The organism is Micromonospora sp. NPDC049559 (assembly GCF_040676675.1).
Lineage (GTDB): Bacteria > Actinomycetota > Actinomycetes > Mycobacteriales > Micromonosporaceae > JBFAPK01.
In genome coordinates this window covers 123,217-140,953 of sequence record NZ_JBFAPK010000014.1, presented here as the reverse complement: position 1 = coordinate 140,953, position 17,737 = coordinate 123,217, and the positions used below count along the sequence as shown (strand labels likewise).

Annotated in this window: 14 protein-coding genes; 6 read left to right on the top strand and 8 right to left on the bottom strand. The window is 72.7% G+C overall.

The features are described 5' to 3' along the window. Window positions 1–43: 43 nt before the first annotated feature. The 3 genes from AB0J86_RS17700 to AB0J86_RS17690 form a co-directional block, all read right to left on the bottom strand. Window positions 44–436 (bottom strand): DUF1992 domain-containing protein, encoded by a 393-nt coding sequence (locus tag AB0J86_RS17700; RefSeq protein ID WP_363858235.1) that lies wholly within the window; start codon window positions 434–436, stop codon window positions 44–46. Between the two features lie 31 nt (window positions 437–467). Continuing rightward, window positions 468–3,509, bottom strand: coding sequence for a glycoside hydrolase family 38 C-terminal domain-containing protein (locus AB0J86_RS17695; protein WP_363858233.1), 3,042 nt, complete (start codon window positions 3,507–3,509; stop codon window positions 468–470). A 255-nt stretch (window positions 3,510–3,764) separates the two neighbouring features. Next, window positions 3,765–4,775: a LacI family DNA-binding transcriptional regulator gene (locus AB0J86_RS17690; RefSeq protein WP_363858231.1), complete on the bottom strand. Its 1,011-nt coding sequence runs from the start codon at window positions 4,773–4,775 to the stop codon at window positions 3,765–3,767. A 291-nt stretch (window positions 4,776–5,066) separates the two neighbouring features. Between AB0J86_RS17690 and AB0J86_RS17685 the strand changes: the two genes are divergently transcribed. The 4 genes from AB0J86_RS17685 (at window position 5,067) to yicI (ending at window position 10,667) form a co-directional block, all read left to right on the top strand. After that, window positions 5,067–6,368, top strand: coding sequence for an extracellular solute-binding protein (locus tag AB0J86_RS17685; RefSeq protein WP_363858229.1), 1,302 nt, complete (start codon window positions 5,067–5,069; stop codon window positions 6,366–6,368). 55 nt (window positions 6,369–6,423) lie between these two features. Beyond that, window positions 6,424–7,353: a sugar ABC transporter permease gene (locus AB0J86_RS17680; RefSeq protein WP_363858227.1), complete on the top strand. Its 930-nt coding sequence runs from the start codon at window positions 6,424–6,426 to the stop codon at window positions 7,351–7,353. Continuing rightward, window positions 7,350–8,273 carry a carbohydrate ABC transporter permease gene (locus AB0J86_RS17675; protein ID WP_363858225.1) on the top strand — a complete coding sequence of 308 codons (924 nt, stop codon included), beginning with the start codon at window positions 7,350–7,352 and terminating at the stop codon, window positions 8,271–8,273. Before AB0J86_RS17680 ends, AB0J86_RS17675 begins: the two co-directional genes overlap by 4 nt. Window positions 8,274–8,393: 120 nt before the next feature. Beyond that, window positions 8,394–10,667, top strand: coding sequence for an alpha-xylosidase (yicI, locus tag AB0J86_RS17670; protein ID WP_363858223.1), 2,274 nt, complete (start codon window positions 8,394–8,396; stop codon window positions 10,665–10,667). Between the two features lie 57 nt (window positions 10,668–10,724). On the opposite strand, the gene phnE is transcribed toward yicI, so the two are convergent. From phnE to phnD, 3 genes are read right to left on the bottom strand one after another with little or no spacing between them, the layout of a single operon-like run. After that, a complete protein-coding gene (gene phnE / locus AB0J86_RS17665; RefSeq protein WP_363858221.1) occupies window positions 10,725–11,696 on the bottom strand; it encodes a phosphonate ABC transporter, permease protein PhnE in 972 nt (323 codons plus the stop codon). Then, on the bottom strand, window positions 11,686–12,402 hold the full coding sequence (locus tag AB0J86_RS17660) for an ATP-binding cassette domain-containing protein (RefSeq protein ID WP_363858220.1): 717 nt from the start codon (window positions 12,400–12,402) through the stop codon (window positions 11,686–11,688). The genes phnE and AB0J86_RS17660 overlap by 11 nt, the downstream gene beginning before the upstream one ends. A gap of 14 nt (window positions 12,403–12,416) precedes the next feature. Continuing rightward, window positions 12,417–13,343: a phosphate/phosphite/phosphonate ABC transporter substrate-binding protein gene (gene phnD / locus AB0J86_RS17655; protein WP_363858218.1), complete on the bottom strand. Its 927-nt coding sequence runs from the start codon at window positions 13,341–13,343 to the stop codon at window positions 12,417–12,419. 160 nt (window positions 13,344–13,503) lie between these two features. On the opposite strand from phnD, the gene AB0J86_RS17650 reads away from it, so the two are divergent. Further along, window positions 13,504–14,355 carry a poly-gamma-glutamate hydrolase family protein gene (locus AB0J86_RS17650; protein WP_363858216.1) on the top strand — a complete coding sequence of 284 codons (852 nt, stop codon included), beginning with the start codon at window positions 13,504–13,506 and terminating at the stop codon, window positions 14,353–14,355. A 27-nt stretch (window positions 14,356–14,382) separates the two neighbouring features. Here the strand turns inward: AB0J86_RS17650 and AB0J86_RS17645 are convergent, their stop codons facing one another. Beyond that, window positions 14,383–15,054: a FadR/GntR family transcriptional regulator gene (locus tag AB0J86_RS17645; protein ID WP_363858215.1), complete on the bottom strand. Its 672-nt coding sequence runs from the start codon at window positions 15,052–15,054 to the stop codon at window positions 14,383–14,385. Window positions 15,055–15,240: 186 nt separating this feature from the next. After that, window positions 15,241–15,699: a YbhB/YbcL family Raf kinase inhibitor-like protein gene (locus AB0J86_RS17640; protein WP_363858213.1), complete on the bottom strand. Its 459-nt coding sequence runs from the start codon at window positions 15,697–15,699 to the stop codon at window positions 15,241–15,243. Between the two features lie 720 nt (window positions 15,700–16,419). Between AB0J86_RS17640 and AB0J86_RS17635 the strand changes: the two genes are divergently transcribed. Then, entirely contained in the window at window positions 16,420–17,712 is a 1,293-nt protein-coding gene (locus AB0J86_RS17635; protein WP_363858211.1) for a hypothetical protein, read from the top strand. Window positions 17,713–17,737 lie beyond the last annotated feature (25 nt).

The following is a 17,737-nucleotide window of genomic DNA, read 5'->3' as shown; positions in this document are numbered from 1 at the left end:
CTCCAGAAATCGCCTATCCACGCCCGAAGCACGAACAACCGGGTCAGCCACGCTCGCGGCGCCAGGCGGCGACGACCTCGTCCACGTCGAAGGTCCGGAGCACCACCGGCGGCCCGTCGAGCAGGCCCCGGCGGGCCCGGACGATTCGCTCGTTCAGCCCGGCGACGATCTCGCGTACGGTCGACTCCGCGGAAACCCGGGCCAGCGTACGCATCAGCTCCTCGGCCTCCTTGCGCACCTGGAGGGAGGCCGGCGCGAGGCCCGTGAGGTTCTCCCGGCGGATCCACTCCTTGATCCACCAGTTCTCGTCGTGGAGTTCGCCACGGTCGGGCAGGGGCTTGCCGGCGCCGGGCAGGTTGTCGAACTCGCCCCGCTCCTGCGCCTCGCGGATTTGCCGCTCGATCCGGGACTCGTACCGGCTGACCACGCGCGTCACCCCCGCCTCGACCTCGCCGTACGCCGAAATCCTACCGGCGCAACCGCAGGGTGACGATCTGGAACGGGCGCAGCCGCAGCGCGACGCTCCCACCGTCGTCCGCGCCGTCGAGCGTGACCGGCTCCGCGTCGGCGAGCGGGCGTTCCAGCAGGTCGGCGTGGTACGCCCCGGTCGCCGGGAAACGGGTGCGCAACCGGGCGGCGGCCCGCCCGCCGAGCGACTCGTAGAGGCGGACCACCAGGTCGCCGGAGCGGTCGTCGGCGAGCTTGACCGCCTCGACCACCACGGCCGGGTTGTCGACCGTGACCAGCGGGGCGACCCCGGTGCCGCCGGGCACCCGCCGGGGCGGCAGGTTGAGCTGGTACCCCTCGCGCACCGCGTCGCCGATCGCCGCGCCGGCGACCAGCGCGTAGCGGAACCGGTGCAGGCCCTGGTCGGTACGCGGGTCGGGGTAGCGGGGGGCGCGCAGCAGCGACAGCCGGACGACCGTGCTGGTGGCGACCCCGTCGACGCCGGTGGCCCGGGTCACGTCGTGTCCGTAGGTGGAGTCGTTGACCACGGCGACGCCGTACCCGGGCTCGGCGACGTGCACGAAGCGGTGCGCGGGGATCTCGAACTTCGCCGCGTCCCAGCTGGTGTTGCCGTGCGTCGGGCGGTACACGTGACCGAACTGGATCTCGCAGGCGCAGCGGTCGGTGTGCACGTCGGCCGGGAGCGCCACCTTGAGGATCGCCTCGACCTCGTGCCAGTCCACCTCGGTGTCGAACTCGACCAGCCCGGTACCGGGCCGCAGGCTGGTCCGCTGGGTCACCCGGGAGGCGCCGAAGTGGCGGACCACCGAGACGGTGGCCACGCCGGCCGCGTCGACCTCGGCGGTGAGCCGCTCGACGCCGGTGAGGTCGGTGTGCCGGTTGCGGTAGAACGAGTCGATGTCCCAGGCGTCCCAGGCGTTGGGCAGGTCGGCGTGGAGCTGGAGCAGGTTGCCGGCCGCCCCGGCCGGGATCACCTCCCGGTCGGCGGCGAGGTCGACCAGGGACGTGACCAGGCCGCGCGCGTCGACGGTGAGGCGTACCAGGCCGTTGTCGAGCAGGTGGCCGCCGTCGGCGGTACCGGTCAGGCGTACCGGGACCGGGTCGGGCCGGGCGGTCGCCACGGCCGCGCCGAGCGCGGGCGTACCGTCGGCGGTGGCGTGCGGGGCGGCGTTGAAGACGACCGTCGCGTCCCCCTCGCCCGCCAGCGCCCGCAGCGCGCCGGCAATCAGCTCCTCCAGCTCGGCGCGGATCTCCGCGTACGTCGCCTCGGCCTCCCGGTGCACCCAGGCGATCGAGCTGCCGGGCAGGATGTCGTGGAACTGGTGCAGCAGCACCGTCTTCCAGAGCCGGTCCAGCGCCTCGTACGGGTAGTCGGCGAGCCCGGCGACGGCGGCGGTGGCGCACCAGAGCTCGGCCTCGCGCAGCAGGTGTTCGCTGCGCCGGTTGCCCTGCTTGGTGCGCGCCTGGCTGGTGTAGGTGCCGCGGTGCAGCTCCAGGTAGAGCTCGCCGACCCAGACCGGCGGCTCCGGGTACTCGGCCTCGGCGGCCTCGAAGAACTGCCGCGGGGTGCCGAGGCCGACCCGGGGCGAGCCCTCCAGGTCGGCGGTGCGGTGCGCCCGGGCGATCATCTCCCGGGTCGGCCCGCCCCCGCCGTTGCCCCAGCCGAACGGGACGAGAAAGCGGGTGGCGTGCCCCTTCTCGGCGAAGTTGCCCGCGGCGTGCGCCAGCTCCTTGCCGGAGAGGTCGCTGTTGTACGTGTCGACCGGCGGGAAGTGCGTGAAGACCCGGGTGCCGTCGATGCCCTCCCAGGCGAACGTGTGGTGCGGGAAGCGGTTCACCTGGTTCCAGGAGATCTTCTGGGTGAGAAACCAGCGCGACCCGGAGAGGCGGACGAGCTGCGGCAACGCGGCCGAGTAGCCGAACGAGTCGGGCAGCCAGACCTCCCGCGTCTCGAGGCCGAACTCCTCCAGGAAGAAGCGCTTGCCGTGGACGAACTGGCGGGCGAGCGCCTCTCCGCCGGGCAGGTTGGTGTCGGACTCCACCCACATGCCGCCGACCGGCACGAACTGGCCGGTGGCGACCCGCTCGGCGACCTTCGCGAAGAGCGCCGGCTGCTGGGACTTGAGCCAGGCGAGCTGCTGCGCCTGCGACATGGCGAACGTGAAGTCGGGGTGCTCGGCCATCAGCGCCGTGACGTTGGCGGTGGTCCGGGCCACCTTGCGCATCGTCTCGCGCAGCGGCCAGAGCCAGGCCGAGTCGATGTGGGCGTGGCCGGTCGCGGTGATCCGCGGCGCGCTGGCGTTCGCGGGCCGGGACAGCACCTCGGTGAGCTGCTTGCGCGCCGCGGCGGCGGTACCGGCGACGTCGTGCAGGTCGATCGCGTCGAGCGCGCGCTCCAAAGCGCGTACCAGCTCGAAGCGGCGCGGGTCGCGCAGCCCGAGTTCGCGCATCAGCCCGTTGAGTACCTCCAGGTCCTGGACGAGTTCCCAGACCTCGGTCTCCAGCACGGCCAGGTCGAGCCGGCCGAGCCGGTAGAGCGGCTCGCTGCCGGCCGTCTCCCGCTCGCCGAGCGTGGTCGGTCCGGAGGGCTGACCGATCAGCGGGTTGGCCCCCGCCTCGACGAGGTATTCGACCCGCTCACCGCCGCGGGCCGACGCCGCCACCGGCAGCCAGGCGTTGCGCGGGTTGAGCCCCTTCACCGGTACGCCGTCCGGCGTGTACGCCAGCCCCTCGCACTGGAAGCCGGCCCGGTCCGCCTCGAAGCCGAGGTCGACCACGGCCTCCACCCGCCGGCCGGCCCAGTCGGCCGGTACCTCGCCGGTGAGGTGGAACCAGACGGTGCTCCAGGGCGGCCCCCACGGGTCGCCGGAGCGCACCGGCTCGTAGTCGGCGGTACGGGCGCGCGCGAACGGGACCGGCTCGCCCGGCGCGGTCCAGGCCCGCACGGTCAGCGGTACGCGGTGCGAGTAGATCGCGGGTCGGAGGCGTTCGGTCAGGACACGGTCGAGTCGCTGTTCGACGAGGCTCCGGTCGTCGTGCATGGGCTTCCACTACTCCTTACGGCGCGCCGGCCGGACCGCCACCGGTCACCGCCGCGGCGCGACGGGTCGACCGGCACGGTCCGGCCGGGTAGGGCAGCACCGCCCCCCGGATCATGATCGGGATCATAGTGTGGCGGGCGGCGGTCGAAGGGGCGGAGCGGAGGCGGTACGGGTACGCCCCGCCGGGGTTCGCAAAACGTTAAGACTGATCCACAATCTACCGGGAACCCGGCCCGTGTCGATAGCTCCCGGCCGTCACGCCGACTGCCGGCGTACCAGCCGGGCCGGGACGACGACCTCGGCCGACGGGTTGCCGGCCGCACCGCCGAGCCGGTCCAGCAGGAGCCGCCCGCACGCCTGGCCGATCTCCCGGGCCGGATTGGCCATCGTGGTCAGCTGGGGCGACACGAGGCTGGCCGCCTCGATGTCGTCGAAGCCCATGACGGCGATCTCCTCGGGCACCCGCAGGCCGCGCGTGCGGGCCACGTCGAGCGCGCCGATCGCCATCATGTCGTTGGCGCAGAGCACCGCGTCCGGCGGTCGCGGCAGCGCCAGCAGCTGGGCGAGGCCGTCGGCGCCGCCCGCGCGGCTGAACCGGGTGTACGCGACCAGCTCCGGCCCGGCCGGGGCGCCGGCCTCGACCAGCGCGGCCCGGTAGCCGGCCACCCGCTCCGCCGCCGGCCCCTCGGCGGCCTGCCCGCAGATGAACCCGATCCGCCGGTAGCCGCGACGCAGCAGGTAGCGGGTCGCCTCCGCGGCGCCGCCCTCGTCGTCGCTGTGGACGAGGTCCACCCCGCGCTGCACCTGACGCCCGCCGAGGCGGACGACCGGCGTACCCGCCTCGATCACCGGCCGCAGGTCCTCGGCGTGGGTGTGGAAGACGGCGAAGGCGATGCCGTCCACCTGCCGGGAGATCATCTTGTCGAGCGCGGCGCGCTCCAGCTCCCGGTCCCCGTTGGTGTTCGTGATGATCTCGTCGTAGCCGGCGGGACCGAGCACGTCCTGCAGGCCGCGGGCGAGCAGCGGGTAGAACGGGTTGGTGATGTCCGGGATGACCAGTCCGACGGTCAGGCTGCGCCCGGCGCGCAGCCCCCGGGCCAGCACGTTCGGCCGGTAGCCCAGCTCCTCGATCGCCGCGAGCACGCGCTGGCGGGTGGCCGCCGAGACCGGCCGCCGGCCGTTGAGGGTGTGCGAGACCGTCGTGGCGCTGACCCCGGCCAGCTCCGCCACCTGGCCGATGCTCGGCCGGGCGCCGCGAGACGGCACCGCCGCCCCCTCTCCCACCGCCGTACGACGGCGGCGGGCACGATACCCGCCCGAGCCGGCGGCCATCGGATCGTACTTACTCGACGCCGGCACGCCAACGCCTCGACCGACGTCGAGATTCCGGGGCGAGCGGCGGCGGGTGTACCGGAGTTACCGAAACATTTTCGAAATGCCGGCCGGCACCTCATTGACACGGTCCGGACTCCGCTCGTAACTTCGTGATCGAAGCGCTTCGACTGGCCGGCGCCACGGTGGCGTACCCGGCGACCCGCCCCAGCAGGAGGCCGGAACATGAACCGAAGGAAAGCCACCGGCGCGCTCGCGACCGCGCTGCTCACCCTGGCCACCCTCGGCCTGACGGGCTGCGGCGCCGACGCCGGCGACGGTGACGGCAAGACCCTGCGGCTCTGGCACTACGAGGGCGCCAACAGCGCCATGGGCATCGCCTGGGCCGAGGCGATCAAACAGTTCGAGGCGAGCCATCCCGGCGTCAAGGTGACCTACGAGGAGAAGGGCTTCGAGCAGATCCGCCAGAACGCCGGGATGATCCTCAACTCCGACCAGGCGCCGGACATCCTGGAGTACAACAAGGGCAACGCCTCCGCCGGGCTCCTCTCCAAGCAGGGCCTGCTCACGGACCTGACCGCCGAGGCGACCAGGCGCGGCTGGGACAAGGCCGTCTCCCCCAGCGTCGCCACCACCTCCAAGTACGACCGCAACGGCGTCATGGGCGGCGACAAGTGGTTCGGCGTGCCTAACTACGGCGAGTACGTGATGGTCTACTACAACCAGGACCTGTTCGCGAAGTACCAGCTCCAGGTGCCGACCAGCCTGGCCGAGTTCGAGTCGGTGCTCGACACGTTCGCGCGCAACAAGGTCACGCCGCTGTCGGTGGGCGGCGCCGAGTACCCGGCCCAGCAGATCCTCTACGAGCTGGCCCTCTCGAAGGCGGACCGGTCCTTCGTGGACGGCTTCCAGCTCTACAAGCACAGGGTGGACCTCACCGGCCCGGAGTTCAGCTTCGGCGCCACCCGGTTCGCCGACTGGGTGCGCAGGGGCTACCTCGACAAGAACTCGGCCGGGATCAAGGCCGAGGACATGGGGGTGGCGTTCGAGCAGGGCAAGTACCCGATCCTCATCTCCGGCAGCTGGTGGTACGGGCGCTTCGCCGACGAGATCAAGAACTTCCGGTGGGGCACCTTCCTCTTCCCCGGCAACACCCTCCACCCCGGATCGGGCGGCAACCTCTGGGTGGTGCCGACCAACGCGAAGAACAAGCAGCTCGCGTACGACTTCATCGACGTCACGCTGAAGCCGGAGATCCAGAACCTGCTCGGCAACTCGGGCGGCGTACCGCTGGCCGCCGATCCGGCCGCGATCACCAACCCGAAGGCCAAGGAGCTGATCGAGAACTTCAACCGGCTCAACGGCTCGGACGGGCTCGCCTTCTATCCCGACTGGGCGGCCCCCGGCTACTACGACGTGCTGGTCGCCGGCGTCCAGAACCTGATCAACGGGACCAAGAGCCCGGAGCAGGTGCTCGACGAGATCGCCAAGCCGTACCAGGAGAACCTGGCCAGCATCGGCAAGTGACGCCCGGGTGGGCGCCGGAGAGCCCTGGCGCCCACCGCGACCGGAGGTATCCCCCATGGCAAGCACGCTCGCCCGCGGGCGGCGGTCACGACCGGGCCAGGGCTACGCGATCTTCCTGCTCCCCGGCGTGCTGCTGTTCCTGGCGGTCATCGTCGTACCGCTGCTGATGAACGTCGGCATCAGCTTCACCCGCTGGCCGGGCATCGGGACGCCCGAGTGGATCGGGCTGGAGAACTACGACCGGCTGCTGCACGACGCCAACTTCTGGGCCTCGTTCCGCAACATCCTCAACATCATCGCGGCGATGGCGGTGCTGCCGACCCTGCTCGGGCTCTTCCTCGCCGCGGTGCTCTTCGACTACGTCGGCAAGCGGATCGGCCCGCGCGCCGCCAGCGCGCTGCGCTCCGGGCTCTACCTGCCGCAGGTGCTGCCGGTGGCGGTGACCGGCATCGTCTGGGGCTGGATCCTGCACCCGAGCTACGGCGCGCTGAACGCGATCCTGGACCGGATCGGGCTGCACGCGCTGGCCCGCAACTGGCTCGGCGACCCCCGGTACGCGCTCTGGAGCGTGATGGGCGTGCTGATCTGGGTGCAGCTCGGCTACCCGGTGGTCATGTTCATGTCCGGGTTGCAGCGGATCGACCCCGAGCTGTACGAGGCCGCCGACCTCGACGGCGCGGGCTGGTGGCAGCGCTTCACCCGGATCGCGGTACACCTGATCAAGCCGGAGATCTACGTCGTGCTGGTGACCACCACCATCGCCGCGCTGAAGGTCTTCGGGCAGATCTTCGTACTGACCCGGGGCGGGCCCGGCAACGCCACCCTGGTCCCCTCCTACTTCGCGTACCAGAACTTCTTCGAGAAGGCCGATCCCGGGTACGGCTCGGCGATCTCGACGGTACTGACCGCGATCATCGTGGTGCTGACCTACGCGTTCCTGCGGCTGCAGACCCGCGACGAGCGCCGGGAGGGGACCGCCCGATGACCAGCCCGCACCCCGCCACCGCGACCGAGTTGCCGGCCTCCCCCGCCGCACCGTCGCGACGACCCGCCGCGCCCGCACCGGCCGCGCGACGCCGGCGGCCCGGCCGGGTCACCCGCATGGCCGTACTGGGCGCGCTGACCGTACTGACCCTGCTGGTCGTGGCACCGTTCCTGGTGGTGGCGCTGAACGCCGTCAAGGCGCCGGCCGAGTACGCCGCCAACGGCCCGCTCGCCCCGCCGCACCGGCTCTACCTGCAGGGGATCGTCGACTTCTGGTTCCGGGTGGACTTCGGCGAGAAGCTCTGGAACAGCTTCCTGATCAGCATCTCGGTCGCGGTGCTGGCGCTGCTGGTCTCGGTCCTCAACGCGTACGCGATCGGGATCGGCCGGCTGCGCGGCCGGCTGGCCTTCCTGATGTTCTTCCTGCTGGCCAACCTGCTGCCGCAGGAGGCACTGGTCTACCCGCTCTACTACCTGTCCAAGCAGGTGGGCCTCTACAACACCCGGCTCGCGGTCGTCATCATCTTCACCGCGATCCAGTCGGCGTTCGGCACGTACCTGCTCTCCTCGGTCTTCCGCGACTTCCCCAGGCAACTGTTGGAGGCGGCGGCGCTCGACGGAGCCGGCCGGTGGCGGGTGCTCTGGCGGGTGGTGGTACCGACCAACTGGCCGACGCTCTCGGTGCTCTTCACGTTCTTCTTCATCTGGACCTGGAACGAGTTCTTCCTGCCGCTGGTCTTCCTGATCTCCAGCGACTACCAGACCGTTCCCGTCGCGCTCGGCGTCCTGCAGGGCGACCGGATGATGGACGCCACCACGACCAGCGCCTCCGCGCTGCTCGGCATCGTGCCGGCCGTGCTGTTCTTCCTGTTCTTCCAGCGCACGCTGACCCGCGGCGTGCTGGCCGGCGCGCTCAAGTAGCACCCCCGCGCGCCCGTCCCGCCCCGCTCCCCCGGTGGCGGACCGGCCGGCGCGGACACGTACCCCGGGTTCAACGTCGACCCCGCTGTCAGGTAGCAGCTCAGCAGAGATAGGGCCGAGATGAAATTCAGCGACGGTTACTGGCGGATGCGTCCCGGGGTACGGCCCCTGTACCCCGCGGAGGTGCACGACGTCACCGTGGAACCCGGGGCGCTCACCGTGTACGCGCCGACCAAGAAGATCACCCACCGGGGCGACACACTCAACCTGCCCCTGCTCACCGTCCGCTGCACCGCGCCCGCGCCGGACGTCGTCGCGGTCCGGATCGGCCACTTCCTCGGTACCCGGCCCCGCCTGCCCGAGTTCTCCCTCGCCACCGACCCGGAGACCGAGGTGCGGGTGACCGACGGCGTCGACTTCGCCACCATCACCTCGGGCGCGCTCTCGGCCCGGTTCCACCGGGGCGACGACTGGCGGCTGGAGTTCGTGGCCGACGGCCGGGTGCTCACCGCCAGCGGCCGCAAGAGCATGGCGGCGCTGGACACCGACGACGGCTCCTACGTACGCGAACAGCTCGGCCTCGCGGTCGGCGAGGCGGTGTACGGGCTGGGCGAGCGCTTCGGCCCGCTGGTCAAGAACGGCCAGGTGGTCGACGTCTGGAACGCCGACGGCGGCACCAGCAGCGAGCAGGCGTACAAGAACGTCCCGTTCTACCTGACCAACCGCGGGTACGGGGTCTTCGTCAACCACCCCGGGCAGGTCTCGTTCGAGGTGGGCTCCGAGGTCGTCTCCCGGGTCTCGTTCAGCGTCGCCGGGCAGTCGATGGAGTACCTGGTCGTCTACGGCCCGACGCCACGCGAGATCCTGCGCAAGTACACCGCGCTGACCGGGCGCCCGGCCCTGCCGCCAGCCTGGTCGTTCGGCCTCTGGCTGAGCACCTCCTTCACCACCTCCTACGACGAGGAGACGGTGAACAAGTTCGTCGACGGGATGGCCGACCGGGAGATACCGCTGTCGGTCTTCCACTTCGACTGCTTCTGGATGCGCGAGTTCCACTGGTCGGACTTCCAGTGGGACCAGCGGGTCTTTCCCGACCCGGCCGGCATGCTCAAGCAGCTCAAGGAGCGCGGGCTGCGCATCTGCGTCTGGATCAACCCGTACATCGCGCAGCGCTCGGCCCTGTTCGAGGAGGGGATGCGGCACGGCTACCTGGTCCGCACCGCCGACGGCGACGTCTGGCAGTGGGACCTGTGGCAGGCCGGGATGGCGCTGGTGGACTTCACCAACCCGCAGGCGCGGCGCTGGTACGCCGGGAAGCTGCGGGCGCTGCTGGAGCTGGGGGTCGACACCTTCAAGACCGACTTCGGGGAGCGGATCCCGACCGAGGTGGTCTGGCACGACGGCGCCGACCCGGAGCGGATGCACAACTACTACACGCAGCTCTACAACCAGGTCGTCTTCGAGCTGCTCACCGAGCACCGGGGCGAGGGCGAGGCGGTGCTCTTCGCCCGCTCCGCGACCGTGGGCGGGCAGCGGTTCCCGGTGCACTGGGGCGGCGACTCGGAGTCCACCTTCGAGTCGATGGCCGAGAGCCTGCGCGGCGGGCTGTCCCTGGCCATGTCCGGCTTCGGCTTCTGGAGCCACGACATCGGCGGCTTCGAGGGCCGGCCGCACCCGGCGGTCTTCAAGCGGTGGGTGCCGTTCGGGCTGCTCTCCTCGCACAGCCGACTGCACGGCAGCCAGAGCTACCGGGTGCCGTGGGAGTTCGACGAGGAGGCCGTGGACGTCCTGCGTACCTTCACCCGGCTCAAGGCGCGGCTGATGCCGTACCTGTTCGGGCAGGCGGTCGTCGCCCAGCGGGAGGGGATGCCGGTGATGCGGCCGATGGTCGCCGAGTTCCCCGACGACCCGGCCGTCACCCACCTGGAGCGGCAGTACCTGCTCGGCGACAGCCTGCTGGTGGCGCCGGTCTTCTCGGCCGAGGGCGACACGAGCTACTACGTGCCCGCGGGCGTCTGGACCGACCTGATCACCGGCGAGCGGATCGAGGGCCCCCGGTGGGTACGCGAGACGGTCGGCTTCGACCGGGTGCCGCTGCTCGTCCGCCCCGGGACCGTCCTGCCGCTCGGCGCGGTCGAGGACCGCCCCGACTACCCGTACGCCGACGGGGTGACCCTGGCGGTGCACGAGCTGCCCGACGGGGCCGAGGTGACGGTGCGGGTACCGACGCCGCGCGGCGGTGAGGCGGCCCGGTTCGTGGTCACCCGCGCCGGCGCGACGGTCACCGCGACCCGGGTGGCCGGCGGGCCGGCCCCCTGGCGGGTGCACCTGGTCGGCTCCGGCGCGCCCGTCGCGCTCGACGCCGAGGTCGAGAGCTGGACCGGCACGCTGTGACGGCGGGCCCCTTCCCGTCGTCTCCGGGGCGGGAAGGGGCCCGGCAACGGCGCGGGGTCAGGGAACCCGCGGTCGCGACAGCCGGTAGCGGGGGCGTTCGCACTCCCCCGGGAGCGCGGCGGTGACCCCGAGGCGGCGGCGCACCAGCACCGACGCGCCGTCGACGAGCAGCACCAGCAGCAGCACCGCGGCCATCAGCGTGGCCAGCTCCTGGTAGCGGAACAGGTGCAGCGCGATGCCCAGCTCCTGACCGAGGCCGCCGGCGCCGACGTAGCCGATCACGACGGAGCTGCGGACGTTGCACTCCCACTGGTAGAGCAGCTGCGACGCGACCGTGGCGCGGGCCTGCGGCACGACGGCGAGGACGGCGGTGGCGGTACGGGACGCGCCGGTCAGCCGCAGTGCCTCGACCGGGGCCGGGTCGACGGCCTCCAGCTGTTCCGAGCAGAGCTTCGCGATCATCCCGGCCGAGTGCAGGCCGATCGCGTAGACCCCGGCCGCCGGGCCCAGCCCGACCGCCGAGACGAAGAGCAGCGCCCAGAGCAGCTCGGGCACGCCCCGCAGGACCGTGGCGAGGCCGCGCGCCGCCAGGGCCAGTGGGCGCGGGGCCCGTACGTTGCCGGCGATGAGTACGGCCAGCGGCAGCCCGAGCGCGGTACCGCCCACCAGCGCGGCCACCGAGATCTGGATGGTCTCGACCGTGGCGGCGCCGATCTGCCGGAGCAGTTCCGCGTCCAGGTCCGGCGGGAAGAGTCCGGCGAGCAGCCGGCGGATGCCCTCCCGCCCCTCGACGAGCGGGCCGACACCGACCCCGGTGCCGCCGAGGGACCAGACCGCGACCGTGACGCAGCCGAGGTAGCCCAGCCAGCGCAGCAACCGGGCCAGGTGCCGGCGGACGACCACCGGCGGCGGCTCCGCCGCGACCGGGCCGGCCGCCGGGCGTGGGCCGTCGGCGACCCGCTCGCCGGCGCGTACGGGCTCGCCGGCCGGGTCGGTCGGTGTCCGGGAGGCACCCAGGTCAGGACGCATAGATGGCCCCGGCCGCGGCGTCGTCGGGAGCGGGGCCGTCGTGCACGACCCGCCCGTGGCGCAGCGCCACGACCCGGGGGAAGCCCCGGGCCAGGGTGAGGTCGTGCGTGGTGACCAGCAGGGTCGCCCCGTCGACGGCCCGCAGGTCCGCCAGGGCCGCGGCGGCGCGTACCACGTCCAGCCCGGCGGTGGTCTCGTCGGCCAGGAGCAGTTCCGGCTCGCCGAGCAACGCGCGCACCAGGGCGACCCGCTGCCGCTGCCCGCCGGAGAGCAGCTCGATCCGCCGGTCGAGCAGCTCCTCGATGCCGTGCCGCCGGGCCAGGTCGCGGACGCGGGCGGCGTACCGGGAGGGCAGCCGGCCGCGCAACACCGCCGTCCACCCCTGCCAACCCCAACGGTGCGACTGTCCCATCAGGATGTTCGCCCGCGCGCTCAGGCCGGGAACCAGATCGTCGCGCTGCCGGACGAAACCGGTCCGCCGCCGCAGCTCGCGCAGCCGGGCCGGCGATCCGAAGGGGTCCACCCCGCCGACGCGTACCGAGCCCGCGCGGGGTCGTACCGCCCCGAGCAGCACCCGCAGCAGCGTGCTCTTGCCCGCGCCGGAGGCGCCGAGCAGCGCGACCCGCTCGCCGGTGCCGACCTCCAGGTCCACCCCGTCGAGCGCCGGGGCCGCACCACCGCCGAAGGCGACGGTGACGTCCCGCATCACGATCTCCATCGTCAGCCGACCGTGAGCAGCCCGAGCCGGGCGGCGTTGTCGTGCACCTCGCGGTAGTCGTCCGCGGTGACCTCGACGTACGACCTGGCGCGCAGCAGGTCGAGCAGCTTCGCGTCGGTGATGCCGGTGAAGGCCCCCGCCACCGCCCGGCGGGCAGTCGCCGGCAGGCCGTCCCGGGCCACCCACGGATAGCCCATCACCTGCCGCTGCTCCACCACCCGCAGCGCGCCGGCGGGAACGGTGCCCTGCCGCTCCAGCCGGTGCAGGATGCGCAGTTCGATCCCGCCGGCGTCGACGGCGCCGTTGAGTACCGCCAGCGCGGTGGCGTCGTGGCCACCGGTGAACGTGACGCTGCTCAGGGGCGGGCAGCGGTCGAGCGCGCGTACCTCGCACCGGGCCCCCGCGTCGACGATCATCATGCGCGGGTAGAGGCTGCCCGACGTCGAGCTGACGTCGCCGAAGGCGAAGCGCCCACCGGCGGCGACGACGTCCCGTACCGACCTGGCCGGGGAGGCGGCGGGAACCACGACCGCCGAGAGGTAGCGCGGGGTACCGGTCTCCTCGTCGACCTCGGTGACGAGCGGAACGACGCCTCGGGACTGCTCGGCGGCCTGCGCGTAGGTCAGCCCGCCGAGATACGCGACGTCCACCTGACGGGCCACGAGGGCGGCCACCACCCCGGCGTAGTTGTTCGCCACGAACAACTCCACCCCGACTCCGAGCCGCTTCGCGAGGTACTCGCGCAGCGGTTCGTACTGGGCGCGCTGCCGTTCCGGGGAGACGTTGGGGATGATCCCGACGCGCAGCCTCGCCGGCAGCCCGTCCCTGCCGGCGTCGCCGGGTCCCGCCCCGCAACCGGCCACGAGCAGCGACATCACGACGGCCAGCAGCAGTGTCGTACGGATTCGGGGCGAGCGGGCGCGAACCACGGTCGTCGGCCTCCGTCCTGCGGGGAACGGCCTTATCCCATCGCCCTGTTGTACCGGACCGGGCCCTCGCTCAGCCAGGGTCAGCCGTGATCCAATTTCCCCGGGCGCCCGGGACCGGAGCGCCGGGATCGTTGGCGTCGGCCGGAGAGGTGGCACGGGGATGGCGCGCGTACGGAGAAGGACGCTGCTCGGGGTGTTGACGTCGGCGGCCGTCGGCGGCCCGTACCTGCTCACGTCCGGGTCCGCCCCGGCTGCCGGCGCGGGCGGGGGCGAGCCGGCCCTGGCCGCGGCGGCGGCCGACGCGTACCCGTCGAACACGGCGCTCTACGCCGACCCGGCCCTGGCCGAGGGCGTCGACTACGCCCGCCGCTACCGCCGGCACCCGGCGCTCGACGACGACCTGGGCCAGAACGCGCCGTTCCCGTCCGCCGTGGTGATCGCGCCGCACGGCGGCGGGATCGAGGTGGGTACCTCGGAACTCTGCCTCGCCATCGCCGGCTACCACCCGGCCACGCTGGCGGTGACGCCAGCCGGCGGCCCCGTCCGGGACTACTGGATGTTCGAGGGGCTGCGCGCCTCCGGCAACGGCGAACTGCACGTCACCTCCACGCACTGCGACGACCCGTACGCCCGTTCGCTCTGCGCCGGCGCCCGGTACGCGGTCTCGCTGCATGGCTGCACCCCGGCGGACGCGGGGCTGCCGGACGGCACCGCGGCGGTGGCGGTCGGCGGGCGCGACACCACGCTCAAGGGCTACCTGCTCCAGGAGTACGCCCGGGTCGGCGTCCGGGCCCTCGACGCCCGCGACCTCGCCGCGATCAACGGGGACGAGCCCGAGAACATCGCCAACCGGACCCTGACCGGCGCGGGCGCGCAGCTGGAGCTCACCACGCCGCTGCGCACCGCCATGTTCGGTACGAACACCCGGGCGCAGCGCAAGAACACCACCCTGCCGGTCTTCTGGGACTTCGTCGCGGCGACCCGGGTCGCCCTGGCCCGCCGCACCGGCTGAGCGGAAACCCTGGCCCGTCGTCGCGGCTCACAGCGCCCGGCGCAGCCACTCCTCGACGCCGGCGATGTGGACGGTGGCCCAGGAACGGGCGAGCTGCGGCTGGCGGCTGGCGATCGCGTCCACTATGGCCTGGTGCTGCTCGCGGGTCTTGGTCACCGCACCCTCCTGGGTGAGCCCACGCCAGATCCGGGCCCGGGTGGTCGGCCCGGAGAGGCCGTCGATGAGCGAGGTGAGCACCGGGTTCTCCGACGCCGCGGCGATCCGCCGGTGGAACTCCAGGTCGTTGGCGACCAGCGCCTCGATGTCCGGGGCCGACCCGAGGTCGTCGAGGACCGCCTGGAGCTTGACGATGTCGGCGTCGGTCATCCGCTGGGCGGCGATCTCGGTCGCCGCCGGTTCGAGGATCCGGCGTACCTCGAGGAAGTGCAGCACGGTGTCGTCGCGGTGGAAGTCCACGACGAAGTTCAGCGCGTCGAGCAGCAGGTGCGGTTCGAGGCTGGTGACGTACGTGCCGTCGCCCTGCCGTACGTCGAGCACCCGGATGATGGAGAGCGCCTTGACCGCCTCACGCAGCGAGTTGCGGGAGAGCCCGAGCCGTTCGGCGAGGTCGACCTCCTTCGGCAACCGGTCCCCCGGTCCCAGCTCACCGGAGACGATCATCTCCTTGATCTTGTCGATGGCCGCGTCGGTCAGCGCCATCTCCCACCTCCGGTGACTCTCGCCCACCGGCGGAGGTAGGGCGCCGCGCCCGGCCACGGGCGGCGTCGGCGCTCGCCGTCGCGGGCGGGTAACGACAGGAATACATCCGATGTCTACCAGGATCGTTATCCCGTCAACAAGCGCCATTCGTTCGGAGGTCGCCGCCCGGCGAAACGCCCGAGACGCTCAGCGGGCGAAGGTGGCGACCATGTTCGCGCTGCCGATCTCGACGTCGGCGACGGCCTCGTGCACCTCGGGGACCTGCGGGGTCCGCTTCAGCGCGAGTGGCTGGCGCAGCGCGTACAGCCGAAAGAAGTAACGGTGCGGGTCGTCGTTGCGGGGTGGGCGGGGACCACCCCAGCCCGGCGCGCCGAACCCGTTCAGCCACTCCCGACCGCCGGCCGGCACCTCGCCCTCGGCCATCCCGGTGCAGGCCGGGTCGATCCCGGTGACCAGCCAGTGCAGGAAGGGCAGGCGACCGGCGTCCCGATCCTCCACCAGCAGGACCAGTTCGGCCGTGGACTCCGGCACGTCCTGCCACTCCAGCGGCGGCGAGACGTTGCCCCCGTCCCGGGAGAACCGCTCGGGCATGAGGTCGTGCTCGTTGAACGCCTCGCTACGGATGATGATCCCACCACCGGCCATTGCCCACCCCTTCCGGTCGTCGGGCGCCTCGGCCACCGGCTCTGTCGGGCCGGGCCCGCGACGGCACCGCGCCCGCGATGACGCCGCGCCGGCGGTAGCGCCGCGCCGCGCCAGCGCTCGTTCGCATACCCGCCGGGCGGCGTCTGATACCGCGAGGTCGCGTCCGATACCTCCCGTCACGCGGCGACGAGCGCGGGCAGCCCCGGCCGCGCGGCGCATCGTCGCGGCGGCGGACGGCCCTGGCCCCGGCCGGCGGACAGCCCTGGCCGGCGTCGGCGGGGGGCGGCGAACACGCGCGTGGTACGACGCGAGGCCCGCCGGTACGGGCCGAAAGTCCCTGATCGGAAGGGGTCGGGCGACCCTGACCCGGCACCCGGCCGCGGCTCGCCCTCGACGGTACGACGCGCCGCGGATGATGCTGCGGGTCGGGGGTCCTCCGGCCCCGATCCGTATCCGCCCGGCGGCACATAGTCATTCCCGCGCCCCAGGGGCCGGACCGGACCGGGTGGCCCGCCGTCCACTTCGCACACTAGGCTACTGGCTCGGTTACGCCGTGCAGTCGACGTCTCCTCGTACCGTGGTGCATCCCGGGTCCCCCCGCGGCGCGCGGACGGGATCCTTCGCCCGGCGGGTGCGGCTGGAAGTCATCGTCCAGACCAGGGGGTCAGTTCCGTGACCGATCGCGACGCGAGCGCGCGCTGTCCGTTACACGACCAGGCGGTGCCGTTGTACGGCCAGGCGATCGAGAAACAGACCTGGGACAGCCTGCGGGCCCGGTTCGGCACGGTGGCCCCGGTGGAGATCGCGCCCGGCGTGGCCACCTGGCTCGTGCTCGGCTACAACGAGACCGTCGAGGTGCTGCGCAACCCGTCCACCTACTCGCACGACTCCCGCGGCTGGCGCGAGATCACCGAGGGACGGGTGAAGCCGGACTCCCCCCTGATGCCGATCTTCGGCTACCGGCCGAACGTGGTCTTCGCCGACGGCGCCGAGCACCACCGGCTGCGCGCCGCCATCGTGGACGGCCTGGGACGGCTCACCGAGCAGCGGATCCGGGCCGACATCCGGGAGATAGCCGACCAGCTCATCGACCGGTTCGTGGCCGTCGGACGGGCCGAGGCCATCGGGCAGTACGCGCGCTGGCTGCCCGTGCTCGTGATGAACCGGGCGTACGGCATGGACGACCGCAGCGGCTACCTGCTGGCGGAGCTGACCCGGAAGGTCTACGACAGCGACCCGGCCACGGCGGCGCAGGCCAACCAGCAGATCGAGAGCTACTACGCCGAACTGGTGTCGGTCAAGCGCGAACAGCCCGGACCGGACCTGCCGTCCTGGATGATGGCGCACCCGGCCGGCCTCACCGACGACGAGCTGATCCAGCAGCTCGCCCAGATGATGAACGGCAACAGCGAGGCCACCACCCACCTGATCAGCAACACCCTGCTGGCGCTGCTGGGCGACCGCAGGCTGGGCAACGCGTACGCGCGTTCGGAGGTGCAGATCGAGGAGGCGGTGAACCGGGTCCTCTGGCAGGACCCGCCGGTGCCGGTGCTGCCGGCCCGCTACGCCACCGCCGACACCCGGATCCTCGGTACGGAGGTCAGGGCCGGCGACGGGGTGCTGCTCGGGCTCGCCGCCGCCCACGCCGACCCGGTGCTCGGCAGCCCCGAGGCGATCTCCACCAGCACCCACGTGAACCGCGCCTTCCTGGCCTGGGGTGCCGGCCCGCACCGCTGCCCGGCCGAGCGGCTGGCCCGGCAGATCGTCTACACCGCGGTCGGGCGGCTGCTGCAGCGCCTGCCCGGCGCCCGGCTGGACGCGGCGGTGGAGGAGCTGGCCTGGCACCCGACCCCGTTCCTGCGCGGCCTGGTCGAGCTGCCCGTCGAGTTCCCGCCGGGCGAGCCGCTGCACCCGCCCGCGCCGCCGCGGGGTGCCGCCCCCACGCCGGCACAGCCCCGGCGCTCCAGCCCCTGGCTCTCCCTGCTCACCTCCTGGGCCCGCGGTCGGCAGTGAGCCGGCGGTGAGCCGCTGGTGACCG